The organism is Bacillus piscicola, from assembly GCF_022458745.1.
Classification (GTDB): domain Bacteria; phylum Bacillota; class Bacilli; order Bacillales; family Marinococcaceae; genus Alteribacillus_A; species Alteribacillus_A piscicola.
In genome coordinates this window covers 41,139-55,736 of record NZ_JAJJJF010000009.1, presented here as the reverse complement: position 1 = coordinate 55,736, position 14,598 = coordinate 41,139, and the positions used below count along the sequence as shown (strand labels likewise).

Here is a 14,598-nt window from a genome sequence, read left to right as displayed (position 1 = left end):
AATTGAGTATTTGCTTGAAAAATTATTTTACTTACCGATAAAAAGATAAATAAGTTGATTCTTATATTGTAATTACCACTAAAAAGTTATATAATTAAATTACAGTATTTTAGATATAAAACAATATAAGAAGGTGAGTCTATGAAGAAGAGAAGTGGGAAGCTGACTGCTGCTTTGTTATTTACTACCATAGCGCTATCTAGTGGTGACATTCATGCAGTATTAGCACAAGAGAATAAAGAAGAACAGTTGCCGGAAAAAATCGAGGCGATAGAGGATCAATTAAATGAAAGTGGAAAAGTCAACCCTTTCACGGGTACAAATACCTCGTTAGATTGGTACATTGAGGAATCAAATCGCTTCAAAGAAGAATTAAATATAGTTCGAGAAGCGTTAGGTTTGAGTGAACTTCATCATGACGAACGTTTACTGTTTTCCGCAAGAGCAACAGCAAATTACTGGTTTGAGCATTATCATGGTAATAATATATCGTTGGACATCAACAACGCACATACGCATTCCGAAAAGGAATCTGATTTTTATGTAGGCGCAAATCCGTGGGATCGTATGAAGTATTTTGGCTTTGAAAATAAAGGATCAATGGACACTACGGAAGTAATAGCGCCAGGTAGTATCAATTCAACACATGGATTTGATGTACTTATGGCAGCTCCCTATCACCGTATGAGTATGCTGTCACCTCACTTAAATAGCATTGGAGTCGGTGAGAAACTTAAAATAGGGAATACATACAGAACGACCGTAGCTCACTTAGGCCGTAATCGCTCACTGGAAACACCATCTGTTTCAGAACCAATTGTATATCCCTATCCCGGCCAAACAGAAGTACCAATTGGGTGGGACGGAGCCGAGGAACCAAACCCACTTCAAACTGTTGGGAAAGAAAACACGTATGTTGGTTATCCTATAACCGTTCAGAAGCGTTGGGGAGGCGTTGAGCGGTTAGTGACCAATAAAGCAACGCTTCGTGATGAAGATGGTAAGGAAGTAGAGACATACACGATAGACAGCAAAAAAGAATTAAGCGGAACAGGACGTTTAAATCATTTAATCCTTATACCTGTTCAGCCATTGAAGCCAAGTAGCACGTATACCGTGACAGTTGATATGTTAGAGGAAAAACCAGCATTCTCAGGAGAGGGTGAATCATTCCAGAAAGAATGGTCATTTACCACAGCATCCTCTCCACAATTGAAAGACATTGGGATCAAAGGAAAGCAGTTTCAATTTAATACAAACGTAGGGCATGTAGATGAATACGCTGTTGATATCTATAAAGAAGGACACACGGGTACGTATCATAGTTATCGTGTTAGAAATGGGAAGAAGTACCACTATACACCGAAGACGCCAGAAACAGGTAAATACAGGGCTGTGTTTACTACCGAGTATATGGACGGAAAAGAAGAATTGTTCTTTGACGTAGTGGAAAACGACGCCGGAGAGCGCAGTGTCGTTTTCCAAGCAGAGAATAACCCACCACAACCTGATGACAAAACAGAAGAGGATACAAATAATCCAGAGGATCCAACTGAAGATAAGGATACTGATAACGGGACACCGGAAGAAGAGAATGAGCCACCAGTAGATGAAGAAGTACCGGCACCAGAAGAACCGGAAGAAGAGGGAACGCCAGATGCTGAAGAAGATGTCGAAGAAGAAGGGTCGCCATCAGATGAACAGGAAGAGGAAGTAGACGAGGAAGAGAAACAAGATGAGGATGAAACAGAAGCTCCCTCTATAGATGAAGAAGAGACGGTTACAGACGGAGGCAAACCGGACTTTCCGAAGTCCTTCAAAGGGTATAAAAAGTTCCCTACCATTCAAAAAGTGCCGAATGACTGGGAGTTCACTATTAATATTACAGGTGCAATCGATCCAAAGACAGCAAATGAACACTCAGTATTGATTTATGATAAAAACAAAGAAGCGATAGACACGGAGGTTCGCGTCTATAACAATAATAGGAGCATTGGAATAAAATCAACAGAAGGGTTTGCGCCTGGCACGTATACAATGGTGATCACCAAAGGCATCACAGCAACTTCAGGACGATCCATAAAGCAAGAAGGGTACTTAACATTCACAGTGAAATAGAAAGCTCACAAAAGGCATTGTTCTCTTTTTAGGAGAGCAGTGCCTTTTTGAATACAAAACAAATTAAAGAAGAGAAGAAAGGAAGATCTTATTGTGAAACAAATATTGCTACTAATTACAGCCGCCTCGGTAATTATTTTAAGCGGTTGCGGCTTATTTGGAGAAAAAGAGGAAAGTAAAGCGGCTGAAGAAGACCCTATGGAAAAATACGCCACGTTGATGACTACAACTTTTAACGAATCAAATAAGTTATTGAACGACTTTAATCATTCATTAGACAAATTATATGCAGAAGACATATCCGATAAAGAGTTTGGACGACAAGTTAAAGGGTATGTCCCTCGGGCCAATGAAATAGCAACCAATCTGGATCAAATTATGTATGACGTAGATGAAGGATTATACGAATACCATCGAAAAGTTATTTCGCTGCTGAATTACCAACATCAAATGATATTAGATGCAGTCGAAATGGTTAATAACGATAAACGCCCAATAGATAAACAGAAACTAAGAAACAGTTATGTGGAGATTAAAGAAACACAAGCCACGCTACTACAAGAGTTGAAGCAAACATTTCAAAAGTTAGGACAAGAAGGAGAGGAAAAGGACTAAACTCTTAGATGCAACAAAAAAAGGGGCTGAACTACATGGGACACCTCCATTGGATCAGCTTCTTTCACTTTTCTCTAACCGCTTCAGCCATGAGTTACCACTAAAAAATTGCCGAAAAAGATTACGGAAAATAAATCTCTTGCAACATGCCATCGTTACAGCCTTATAGGGGGAGCAATAACAAAGCTACGTTAGACACGTTGCATTTATGTCTTTTTAGATATAATAATAATTGAAATAAATGATTGTAAATGTTATAATAATGGTATATTAAAGCTTAAATGTTGTTATATTTAAGTTAAATAGGGGGAACTTAAATGGATGTGCATCACAAGTTTCAAGGGGTCATCAAAAAGGCAATCGAAAAGGCAAGAGAGAGCGTTATGGATGACGAGAAATTAAAAGACATTTTATTTCACAGATTGCAGCAAAATCACCCACACTATCTCTTCTACAATGCCTATAACCAATCACTCGAATTACTTTTTGAGATTGAAAACAAGCACTTATTCGGTCATTATGTGGTACTGGAAAAATCAGAGGAGAAGGTTCATGTTGTCGAGAGACGCATAGAAAGAATACCAGAGCTTTACATTGACTTCCCAACCCTTATTGATTTCTGTTATCAACACGGAATAAAATTGGATTTTTTACACCTTTGCGAGACGGACATATACGCATGCATGCAATCAAAAGAGCGCCCAGTTCACTTCCTAGAGTCGTTTAAGAGATATGATATAAAAGAATATCAGAAATTTAAAACCTGCTCTATCGAGGCGTTTTTTGATTATGTGGAGGAACTAGGTGAACACTTAATTAGAAAAACGGTGTCTGATTTTTCTAAAATGAGTTTTTGAGAAGATCAAAACGTAGGATGGGGTGAGTATGATGACGAAAACCATAGGGGCATATCGGGATACTACAAACAAAGAAATAACAGGACATAAATTATACAGGCACGTAAACAAGCGAAGTGCAATGGATGTAACGCAGGCGTTAAATCACTTTGTACAAAAAAACAATGACAATGAGTACAAGGGTAAAATTATTTTCTCCATCACGCAATTACATACATCAGAGAAAAACAAAGCTGCATATCAAAAAGCTTATGTTGATAAGGCGGCGATCAAACCCGTGTTACACGCCATTGCCTCTCACAACTTTCCACGAGTATTCACCAATGGATTCACAGTTTACGGGGGAAGTATTGTGAATGGGGAGCCGCGAGCAAGAGTATTTAAAATCCAGTACAAAAAAAGTGGCGAAGGGGAGCACACCAAACGTCAATACGTCTTTACAGTTGATGAAGGACTTGGGAGGAAAACCCAAACAGGAGCCATTCAGCTCGTGAGAAAGGATACTAATGTACAAGCCTATATTAGCTATGAAGAAGCGTTAAAGATGTCGCATGAGGTATTGGATTTCATCCATCATGCTGAATTGGCAGCTATGATCAACGGGAAGCCGCTTTATACGGAATACACCATACCCACCGCACAACAAGTATTTTAAGGAACGATTGCACTACAAACAGCAACAAAAAAGAAGAAGATTGAGTAGGGAGGTGATAGCATTTTAATAATACAGGGAAAAAACATACATACTTTGCTCACTACTGAAATAAGGACTAATGGGAAGTGATCGGACAGAAATGCCAACACAGCTAAGTTTATTTGATTCATCAGACAACCACCTGCCATCCCAAGAAAGCACCTCACGACGTTGCAAAGTAGACAAAGGAGATGTTGTCAAAATAATAAGAGCGGTTGACGATGCCGCAGATACACTTGGTTATTTCGAACTCTATAAAAATAAGTGCGGTATAGTAACCTGCATCAAACCAACAAGTAGTAAAGATACGCGGTATATGTATGCCGTTGGTATTTGGCTGGATAAAGAAAAGAAGGAAGTTTTCTTCTATGATAAAGAGTTAGCGATTAGCGACAAGGGGGGAGAATAGACATGAAAAACAGTATGGAATCCCTAGCAAGCCTTATAGTGCTTGTGACTGGAGTCATCACACTGAACCAGACCAATTCCTTTGCTACCGCAGCCTTAGCGTCGGTCACGTCACTTATAATTTTGATTATACTTGCGTTCGTGTGGTCAGCATGGAGAAAAAATAGAATAAAACAGTCAGGCATACTGGAAATAGATCAGATGAGCGGTATAGCGTTCGAGGAATACCTGGCAGAATTATACCGTTCTAAAGGATATAAAGTTAAGACCACTCCCAAGACATCTGATTATGGAGTGGATCTATTATTATATAAAGACAAGGTAAAAATTGCTGTCCAAGCTAAGAGGTACAAATCGTATGTTGGGATTAAAGCTGTCCAAGAAGTCGTATCGGGTAAGAGTTATTACAATGCGGACATAGCTTGGGTAGTAACCAATAGTTATTTCACGAAGGCCGCAAAGAAGCTAGCAGCAAAAACGGATGTACAACTAATAGATCGTGATCAACTTGTAAAGTCGATGTACCGTTCCAAAATAAGCTGAATGATATGCCCTAAATTTGAAGGACATTATATATAGGTGGTATAATGGAGTTTACAATTTACATAGGGATCAATGTGTCTTGTTAACTGTCCGTTACTTAACTACACTTGATAAAGTAGGACTTTCCAGCAAATATGGGCTGGGAAGTCCTTTTTGTGTTCTTTGATTTAATCACTCTCTTGGTGGTTGGGTTTGAGAGTTACCTGGGCTTTTTCTCCGGTACTTAATAATCTCATCAGGCGGCACTTGGAGATAATTACAAATCTTTTCAAGCGATTCAATATCAACCTGAACCGCTTCATTGTTTTTCATCCGTCGAATCAAAGAATAAGGTACACCGCTCCCCTGGGAAACCTTTAACATCGAAGTGTTTTTCTTTTTTAATACAGCGCTTAAATTGATGAATATGCTGTACTCTAATTGTCCGTAAGGGGAAGTCGTTTCTTTCAAAACCGTACCATCACGGATATCCAAACGGAAGAGATCACTGATCCCACAGTCAAAAAAAGCAAGAATCTTCCCGATGGTCCGAAAGGATAATCGTTTTACCTCTTGGTTCGCAAGTTTCCAAAGGTTATTATACGTTTCGTCTATTCTTTGAGAAAGCTGCCGTAAAGACATCCCTTCTTTAGCAAGGAGATAGCGCAAATTACAGGTGATTTCAATTTTTTCAGACTTAGGGTCCAAGTTTGGTAGATATGTCATTGGAGGAGATTCCCCTTCAATAAACATGAATTGATCAAGGTGACACTGGGTGATCGTGCAAATCTTTTCTAACACATCCAATGTAGCTCTCTTGTTTTCCCCTTCTTCTCTTGACCATTGAAGTTTATATAGCACTGTCGGGTGTATTTTGGTTAACTCGCTCAATTTATTTAAGTTTAGTCCTGTTCTCTCTAAAACAGGAGAAAGATCAATGTAAATTTCTTTTATAGGCACGGCCATAAGGTAGTCTCCTTCGCTACACATTTATAATTACATTATAAAAGTTTAATTTTTTAGTGTCAATTATGTTGATTATACTAAAAAATTATGATATGTTTTTAATAACATTTAAGATATAAAAAGTTTCATTATGCGTTTAGGTGGTAGTGAACATGCCAAAACAGGAGAGTAGGAGAGACTTGCATCCAAAGGACTTCACGGTACAGCCGTGTTTATCGTTTGATGATGTGAAAGATCAGCTGATTTACCATTATCTTTATATCCAATCAGCAAAAAGTGATGAAAAGGGAACAATATTAGTATCTGCTCATTCCTTGTCTAAAGAAGTGGGATGGGGATATCGGATTGTACGTGGAATAATCAAACGTTTGGAAAACCAAGGATATATAAACGTGGACTCCGCGAAAAAAGGACATGGCATTCGTATTACAATCAATGACTTTTATACTTTCGAAGATACAGTAGATCAAGAAAGCGAAGGAAATGTAAAAATGATTGTAAAAGGGAATGTAAATGATAACGACAGTGAAAAGCATTGGGAGAGTAAGGCTCCTGAATATCAAGGTAGGAGGTATGTAAAAGAGAAAGTAAAAGAGGATGTAAATGAAGTTTGCATAAAGCCAGATAGTATGGATACCGAAACAAGTGAAGAAATCACGCCAGGTGACAGTGGGGAAGAAATGAACCTATACCAAAAACCGCTTACATATAAAGATGTGGCAGCTATATGTAAAAAGAAATTACCAGCGGTTCGCTCATCAACGGATTCCGAAACTTTTGTCGAAATAATACAAAATATTGATCAAGTGTCTGAGATTAACAAGCGATTGCTCGTTCGATACATTGAGGTCATTCGAATGACACGTGCCACATGCAAAGTAACTACGAATATTCTTATTCGATTGGCCGAGCGGTTCTCTAAATATCCGCTTGATGTGGTCCACTACGCCTTGTACAAACACGTACTCGATCATGAAGACAAACGAGAAGAGTATACCGCCGGTATTCTGCGTAACACAAATGTTCATGAAGCGAGAAGAAGATTAATGAAAATCAAAAATCGTCGAAGGGAGGAGATTCACAATGAAGGAATCGATCATGAAGACGTTGGATCAGTTAACCACCAGTATGATTATGGATTCTAAACAGGAAGAAAAAGAGGATTCATCACCATTTAAAAGAGAAGCGATCAGCGAATATGTTTGCGAAGGCTGTGGCTGTTCCGTTGTGGTTTATAAGATGTATATTCCCTTCGGCCCCAAAAAGGGACAGTGGGTTGAAAAACCCAGTCCATGCGACTGCGAAGCACTTGCAAAAGTGAAGGTCAACCAACAACAAGCAAAGGTAAACCGAGTACAACAATTATTTGAAGAGAACAGCTTGATCAATTCTTCCCTAAAAGATGCAACCTTTGAAACGTTTGAGCCAGGAGAATTCCAATCTGCATGGGAGCAGGCTAAATCATTTGTAAAAAGATTCGACCTGAATCATCCGGAAAACTTGCTATTCCAAGGTACGGTCGGTACAGGAAAGAGCCATCTGTCTGCAAGTGTCACAAAAAACTTGATGGAAAGAGGATATTCAGCCATATTTATCTCCACACCAAAGTTATTAACCAAAGTCCGGCATTCATATGACAAAAAAACAGCTTATACAGAGGTTCAACTACTGAACGCTATCTCTCAAGCTGACATTGTTGTTTTCGATGATATAGGAGCAGAAGGGGACATAACCGGTTGGGGAATGCAGAAACTGTTTGAAATTATGGATGATCGAGCTGGAAAGCACAATATCTTTACGACTAATCTCATGTCTAAAGATTTCAACTCTACTTTAGAAATGCGACGGATATTTTCCCGGATGATGATGCATACCACTCCGCTCATTATGAATGGTACCGACTACCGGCGTCGTCATTTCAAGAAGGGACATATATAAAAACTCTTCACCATAGTTAGAAACCAAAAAAGAAGGGATGATGTCATTCATGAGTGAAGAAAGAGCTGTCTATCAAACAAAAAATAGCAACGTATCTGTACATTTACTGAAGGTGTATGCCGAAACGGTTCATTTCTGCCCCAGTTGTGGAGTGTCCCTACCATCGGAAGACACACTACGTTACTCAGGCACTACGTGCACCTCCTGCGGTGTGAAGGTGATGTTTGAGTAGCAAGTAGAACTCGCATTATTTTTTTAAAGGGAGGCAATACAACACATGGCCAATAAAAAAGAAATAAACTTGACAACTGAAAAATACAAATGGCTTTCTCAAAAGATAACCGATGCCGCTATTGCGCAAAGGTATGGAGTGAGTTACTCATACTTACGAAGATGGAAATTAGATAACGACGTTCCGCTAAAAAAGAAAAGTAGGTCTATTAAGCAGGCGTAAAGACAGCTATGAACCACATAGCCTGCTTAAAAAGGAATACTTATTGGCTGTAACTGTTAAACATATTTTAGGAGGAAAAAATGATAACACACACATTTCAAGAGTTAAAGCAAGGCGGTCAAATTTTCCAGGATTATGTGATTATTCTGGATTGCAACATTGGATACACCAAAAATCAAGATCCTTTTCTGACATTTCGATTTGGTCAAAAAGAGAAAGAAGTTGAGGGTAAGCTCTGGAAAGGCGAATTTCCTCTTGGAGAAACAGAGCAGATGCTTCATCAGAAATTTAAAGCCGGTACAATCGTTCAATTAAGAGGGGAAACCACGGTTTTCCGCGATAAGCTACAGATCAAAATAACAAGTATAGAAGCAGTAGCGGATGATGATCCCAATGTAAACATAGGAAATTTAATCCGGACAGCCCCTCTGCCGGCAGGAGAAATAAAAAAAGAAATCAATCGATTTATAGAAAATATAGAAGATCCTACATTGCGTAGCATAACAACAAAGTTGTTTATGAAGTTTGACAGATCCTTCTTCCGATATCCAGCTGCTTCTAAAAATCACCATGCATACGTTGGAGGATTGGCCTATCATACACTTTCTATGGCAAGGATAGCGGAGGCTTTGTTCAATCTATATCCAATCGTCAACAAAGATGTACTGATGGCTGGTGTCTTACTGCACGACATGGGGAAATGCAAAGAGATATCCGGTCCATTAGATGCATCTTACACAGTCGAAGGCAATATGATTGGTCATATCACACTCATGGTAATGGAAATCGATCGTACCGCTCAGTCAATCAGAGAAGAATTACAGACATTTGATGATGAAAAAGTCATCCAATTAATTCATCTCATACAATCCCATCATGGAAAGATGGAATATGGTTCACCAAAGGAGCCCATGACACTGGAAGCCATGTTGCTGCATCAAGTCGATATGATCGACAGCAGAATAGAAATGTTCAAAGAAGGAACAAAAGAGATGGATGAAGGCACCGTAGAATATACTCATCCGCTTGGAAGGATATACAAACCAACAACAACAGAAAGTAGGTAAATCTTTTGAGCAAAACATTACCTCAGACAACCAATGAGCAGATTTTTCAAGATAACTTCGAGAAGTTAATTCGTTTAATGATAGTTAAAAACATTCCCCTGGAGATAACAACGTTCAAAGCTATCTTATCTGCGATGAATAAGATAGATCCATTGGGGTACCCGAAAGAAGTAGCAGTAGCTCTTTCGGCCAAACAGTATTCAGTCGAGGAAACGATCATCTATAACTTTATTGAGGAACACCAACTGGAAATAAAACAGAGAAAGGATAAGGTAGAAAAATGACAAATAAGAAATGGTGGATCAGTGATATTCACGGATATGCAGAACCTTTTAAGAAATTGATACAAAAATCTGATATTAATTTAGAAGAAGATAAGCTCCTTATAGGAGGTGATTTGATTGATCGCGGTCCCGACAGTGGAGAAGTGGTGAAGTATGCGAGGTGGCTTGATAAAACTTTTCCTAATGTACGGGTACAGCGCGGTAATCATGAACGGATGCTAGAACAGTATCTCGAAGGAGAATTAGAGGAGAAGTCATTTTTCATTAATGGTGGAGCCGCTACACTAGATAGTTTTGAACAAACCTTCAAAAGTAAACGTGAGCGTGAAACGCATATAAGGTGGTTAACCAGTCTATCCGTTAGTGCTCATTCGGACGAAGAGTTTATGTACGTTCACGCTGGTTTTCATCCAGACATACCACTCAATGCTCAGCCTATGGATTTGTTTGTATGGATAAGAGAGCCTTTTCTTGAAGCTGATCCACAAAAAATTTTAAATAAAAGTGAACAACGCAAGGTAGTTCATGGCCACACACCAATGAACGAAGTAATAGAAGATGAAGCAAGGATTAGCTGTGATCTCGGCGTATTCCGACCATCCGGAAAGTTGGCTTTAGTGAACCTTACCGATAAAACCTATTGGGCATGGGATAAAGCAAGCGGTACGGTTGCTTTTCATGAAATCAAACAAGTAAGGAGCGCCGAAAAAAACTTGGGCGACATTGATTAACATGGATACCAGAACAGTACGGAAACAATACAACAGTTTAATAGCTGACACAATAATCATAGCGTAAAACGTTGTGATTATTTTTTTATTAAAAAACAAGAAAGGTGAGAAATATGGCTACCTTAATAGTTGCAGAAAAACCAGATATGGGATCAAAAATAGCTAAAGCGATACTCTCAGATGGAGGAAAGAAGCAAAAAGGGTACATTGAAGGGAATGGATACTATATCACTTGGGCAGTGGGGCATTTAATTGGGATAGCTCCACCAGCACTATACGATGACAAATATAAGGACTGGAATCTCGAACAACTCCCTATAATGCCAGATCCTTTTCAGTACATTGCGGATACCAGTAAGATGAAAATGGAACGTATTAAGACTATACGTGAACTAGCCTCTCAGTCAAACTTACTTGTGAACGCTTGTGATGCTGGGCGCGAAGGACAATACATTTTCGGACTCATTTACCGACATCTAAGGCTACACCATCCTGTCAAACGACTGTGGACCAATTCCTTAACAAAGAGTGGAATAAGAAAAGCCTTTGATTGTTTGAAGAATAACAACGAATACGAACCATTATTTGAAGCTGCAGACGCAAGGTCAAAAGCGGACTGGTTAGTCGGCATTAATGGGACCAGGGGGCTTTCTGCCAAGCATCATGCAAAGCTAACCATAGGGAGGGTTCAGACTCCTACCTTGGCTATGGTGTATGATCGTGCCAAAGAGATAGAGAACTTTCAAAGTAATACACACTATGATGTTATAGCCACTTTTACTCAAGAGTCAGAGAATTATGAGGGAAAATGGGAAGGTTCAGGCGTGATTAAAGATGCACAACAAGCAACTCAACTAGCAATGAGTGTAAAAGAGAAGCCGGGAAAAATTATTGATTATAAAATTAAAAAGGGAAAAGAGTCAGCTCCAAAACTGTTTGATTTATCTGCTTTACAGTCGGAAGCGAATAAAGTGTATGGGTACACGTTGCAGCAGACACTTAATATCGCGCAGAGTCTATATGAAAAGCATGAAGCCATTACGTATCCTCGCACAGACTCGCGTTATGTCACGAAGGAAGAGATTCCGCTAATGCACGATGTTTTTGATCTCATAAAGCCGCGTTTTCAAAAGATGAAATTACCGGGCGTAGAGCTGGCCAAAAAAGAAGTGATTACAGAAAACTGTAAGCGAGTGTGTCGTCCGGACAAGGTAACTGATCACCATGCAATCTTTCCAACAGAAAAAGTTCCAACAGGTAATCTTACGAATGATGAACAGCAAATCTACGTCATGATTGCACGTCGTTTTTTTCTTCAATTCTTCCCTGCAGCAAGGTTTCAAGAACACCACATCACGACTGATGTCTCCGGACACTCTTTTAAAACAATGATTAAAGAATGGGAAGATAAGGGGTGGCGAACAACACTATCAAAGCAGAGGGACGAAGAAGAGGATACAGAAGAACGAGAAGGGGTTCATTTGACTCCTGACAAAGCAGTACAGTGCGCTAAGACAGAGATCAAAAAACGGGTCAGCAAGCCTCCTAAGCCGTACACCGAGGGAACGCTAGTAAAAGCAATGGAAGTGGCAGGCAAAGAACTAGACGACGAGGATATGAGGGACGCGATGAAAGGGACAGGTCTAGGCACTCCAGCAACCAGAGCATCGATTGTGGAGAGGCTAAAAGATATTGGATATATCAATGGGCAAAAGAAATTGATTGAAATTACCCCAAAGGGTCGAATCCTTATTGAAATGCTGAAAAGTACCAGGATACGTACCCTTACATCTCCTGAACTCACCGGAGAATGGGAACAAAAACTTCATGCTATTGCGAAAGGGGACGGAAGAAAAGATGCCTTTTTAGGAAGTATCGAGCCGTTCACATCGCTTATGGTAGAAGAGATTAAGAATATGGAGAGACAGGACGTAGGTGTAGTTGATGCATTGACTGACTGCCCTTCCTGTAAGCAGGGGAAAATTGTTGACACCAAAAAGGCATTTGGCTGCACTCGTTGGAAAGATGGTTGCCATTTTAAAATTTGGAAGACAACATTTGGGAAAAAAACAGTCACAAAAAAGCAGTGTGTTGATTTGATAGAACACGGAAAAACGTCTGTACTAAAATTTAAAAGCAAAGCTGGTAAGGAATATAAAGCACGACTAAAGATAAAGGACATAAATGAAGGAACGCTTGAGTTAGAATTTATGAATCGTTCAACTAATACAGAAATGAAAAATGAAGAGAAACAAGAGCAAATACGTTGTCCAAAGTGCAAAGAAGGATACGTCACAAATCGTGAAAAGTTATACGGATGCTCCAATTACCCAAACTGCGATTTTCGAATCATAAAGAATGTGAGCGGAAAAGAATTAAATAAAAAAATGGTGTTTGCTTTGATAGAAGGGAAAGAAACTCCCTTGATAAAAGGATTTATCTCCAAAAGTGGCAAGAAGTATAATGCGTATTTAAAACTAAACGAAAGTTGTTCGTTGCAATTTCGTTTTCCTGATAAAAATAGATAGAAAACCATAAATTTTAATTATTAGTTAAAAAATGACGTTTTTATCTTGATTTTTGTAAATTTATATCTTACAATTTACTTATCGTTAAAATAAATTAACGACCCCAATGATCCTAAAGATTGCAATGATTCTTAACCCTATGTGTCCCCCATTACACGCATAGTAGTAGCATGTTAACAATTTCATACATGCAAACCACTGGAACCCCCAGAGTTTGCTCGAGGTCTTTTATTAATAGACACGAGTGACTCTGGGGGTTTTATTTGTATAAAACGATTCATTGATTGCTTACAGTTTATAATCCTCACCAAACCAAAACTAAAAAGGTGACGGAAATTAGCGTAAGGAGGTGCTTTAAAGAATGAAAACAGATGTGATAAATAGCTTGATTTCTGAATGGAAGATCTTGTTTCAATCCGTCCCAGACTTACTCCCCAAACAGGAGGTTTTAGAGCAACTGAGTGGGATGAAAGAGGACGCACAAAAATCAATATACGAGGCATATAAAGAGTGCACAAAAGACGATATTCATTTCCTTACTATTCACTATAAAATTCACGAGTATAACGCAGAGATGATGCAATAACGAGAGGAGGTGAACAGCTCCATGACAAACCGTCCTCAAAAGAAAAGAGATACTCTGGCGTATGGTTTAATGATCTCTTTATTGGGGGTGACGTTAGCGATAAGCGTCTTTCAATCGTATCCTTTAGCTCCTGATAGTTTAGGGTCACATACTGAAACTCTCAAGAAAACTGTAGCTTGATGTCGGTGTTATCCTTTTCCAAAAGGGTGCGCTTCAGAATTGCAAAGGGGTTTCTCGTACAGAAAATCTGTAAGAAGGGATCTTGTATGAGCATTATTTTTATGTTTCTTTTGTACATTTGCGCTTTATTTTTTGCTGTTATCTCTGTTGTGAGCAAATGGTTGACCCTTATCATCGGTATCCCATTAACGTTGTTTTCCATAACACGGTTTCGCCGGTATTTTGGTTACTTTGCCATGATTTTTGCAGGTATGGCTACGTGGGTATCTTTTCTTTCTATTCTTAACGTTGTGCTGAATTGGCCGATTCACCGTCTCCTCATGTTAGTTCTTACACTTGTGAGCAGTATTGCGGTTGGTGTTGGAATATTTCTTAGTTATAAAAAACATTTTCATGAGGAACCAAAAGTGCGTATGCAGGTGAAAAAAACACCACGGTCAGCAAGAGAATCCCTAGCGAGCTTAGATACCACGATTCAATATAAGAAAAATAAAGTGAAACAATTTGGATGGATTGGGTGGTTTATGACTCCAGAAGATGAAGTAAAGACGGACAACTCATTGTATTTTGTGTTAGGAGAAGAGGTCGAATTAGAAAAAAGAAAATCAACGAACCGTTAGCACAGATTTGATTTCAATAGGGGGGAGTGA

General features: G+C 39.1%; 16 protein-coding genes. 15 read left to right on the top strand and 1 reads right to left on the bottom strand.

The window, feature by feature from the left end; translation table 11 throughout:
- The first annotated feature begins 141 nt into the window (after positions 1-141).
- The 6 genes from LOR49_RS13325 (at position 142) to LOR49_RS13300 (ending at position 5,235) form a co-directional block, all read left to right on the top strand.
- A complete protein-coding gene (locus LOR49_RS13325; RefSeq protein WP_240377238.1) occupies positions 142-2,118 on the top strand; it encodes a CAP domain-containing protein in 1,977 nt (658 codons plus the stop codon).
- Between the two features lie 93 nt (positions 2,119-2,211).
- Entirely contained in the window at positions 2,212-2,733 is a 522-nt protein-coding gene (locus tag LOR49_RS13320; RefSeq protein WP_240377237.1) for a hypothetical protein, read from the top strand.
- A 317-nt stretch (positions 2,734-3,050) separates the two neighbouring features.
- Positions 3,051-3,590: a hypothetical protein gene (locus LOR49_RS13315; protein WP_240377236.1), complete on the top strand. Its 540-nt coding sequence runs from the start codon at positions 3,051-3,053 to the stop codon at positions 3,588-3,590.
- A gap of 28 nt (positions 3,591-3,618) precedes the next feature.
- Positions 3,619-4,245 carry a hypothetical protein gene (locus tag LOR49_RS13310; protein WP_240377235.1) on the top strand — a complete coding sequence of 209 codons (627 nt, stop codon included), beginning with the start codon at positions 3,619-3,621 and terminating at the stop codon, positions 4,243-4,245.
- Positions 4,246-4,363: 118 nt separating this feature from the next.
- Positions 4,364-4,693 carry a hypothetical protein gene (locus tag LOR49_RS13305; protein ID WP_240377234.1) on the top strand — a complete coding sequence of 110 codons (330 nt, stop codon included), beginning with the start codon at positions 4,364-4,366 and terminating at the stop codon, positions 4,691-4,693.
- A 2-nt stretch (positions 4,694-4,695) separates the two neighbouring features.
- On the top strand, positions 4,696-5,235 hold the full coding sequence (locus tag LOR49_RS13300; protein WP_240377233.1) for a restriction endonuclease: 540 nt from the start codon (positions 4,696-4,698) through the stop codon (positions 5,233-5,235).
- Between the two features lie 171 nt (positions 5,236-5,406).
- Here the strand turns inward: LOR49_RS13300 and LOR49_RS13295 are convergent, their stop codons facing one another.
- The gene (locus tag LOR49_RS13295; protein WP_240377232.1) at positions 5,407-6,180 is read right to left on the bottom strand and encodes a helix-turn-helix domain-containing protein; all 774 of its coding nucleotides are present in this window, start codon (positions 6,178-6,180) and stop codon (positions 5,407-5,409) included.
- A 152-nt stretch (positions 6,181-6,332) separates the two neighbouring features.
- On the opposite strand from LOR49_RS13295, the gene LOR49_RS13290 reads away from it, so the two are divergent.
- From LOR49_RS13290 to LOR49_RS13250, 9 genes are all read left to right on the top strand, one after another.
- Positions 6,333-7,325 (top strand): hypothetical protein, encoded by a 993-nt coding sequence (locus LOR49_RS13290; RefSeq protein WP_240377231.1) that lies wholly within the window; start codon positions 6,333-6,335, stop codon positions 7,323-7,325.
- A complete protein-coding gene (locus tag LOR49_RS13285; protein WP_240377230.1) occupies positions 7,279-8,118 on the top strand; it encodes an ATP-binding protein in 840 nt (279 codons plus the stop codon). Before LOR49_RS13290 ends, LOR49_RS13285 begins: the two co-directional genes overlap by 47 nt.
- Before the next feature lie 277 nt (positions 8,119-8,395).
- Positions 8,396-8,572, top strand: coding sequence for a hypothetical protein (locus tag LOR49_RS13280; protein WP_240377229.1), 177 nt, complete (start codon positions 8,396-8,398; stop codon positions 8,570-8,572).
- Between the two features lie 80 nt (positions 8,573-8,652).
- Positions 8,653-9,639 (top strand): 3'-5' exoribonuclease YhaM family protein, encoded by a 987-nt coding sequence (locus LOR49_RS13275; RefSeq protein WP_240377228.1) that lies wholly within the window; start codon positions 8,653-8,655, stop codon positions 9,637-9,639.
- A 5-nt stretch (positions 9,640-9,644) separates the two neighbouring features.
- Positions 9,645-9,923 (top strand): hypothetical protein, encoded by a 279-nt coding sequence (locus LOR49_RS13270; RefSeq protein ID WP_240377227.1) that lies wholly within the window; start codon positions 9,645-9,647, stop codon positions 9,921-9,923.
- The gene (locus tag LOR49_RS13265; protein ID WP_240377226.1) at positions 9,920-10,654 is read left to right on the top strand and encodes a metallophosphoesterase; all 735 of its coding nucleotides are present in this window, start codon (positions 9,920-9,922) and stop codon (positions 10,652-10,654) included. The genes LOR49_RS13270 and LOR49_RS13265 overlap by 4 nt, the downstream gene beginning before the upstream one ends.
- A gap of 113 nt (positions 10,655-10,767) precedes the next feature.
- On the top strand, positions 10,768-13,182 hold the full coding sequence (locus LOR49_RS13260) for a DNA topoisomerase 3 (protein WP_240377225.1): 2,415 nt from the start codon (positions 10,768-10,770) through the stop codon (positions 13,180-13,182).
- A gap of 361 nt (positions 13,183-13,543) precedes the next feature.
- The gene (locus LOR49_RS13255) at positions 13,544-13,768 is read left to right on the top strand and encodes a hypothetical protein (RefSeq protein WP_240377224.1); all 225 of its coding nucleotides are present in this window, start codon (positions 13,544-13,546) and stop codon (positions 13,766-13,768) included.
- A 266-nt stretch (positions 13,769-14,034) separates the two neighbouring features.
- Complete coding sequence (locus LOR49_RS13250; protein ID WP_240377223.1) at positions 14,035-14,568, top strand: hypothetical protein; 534 nt, start codon at positions 14,035-14,037, stop codon at positions 14,566-14,568.
- The last annotated feature ends 30 nt before the right edge of the window (positions 14,569-14,598 follow it).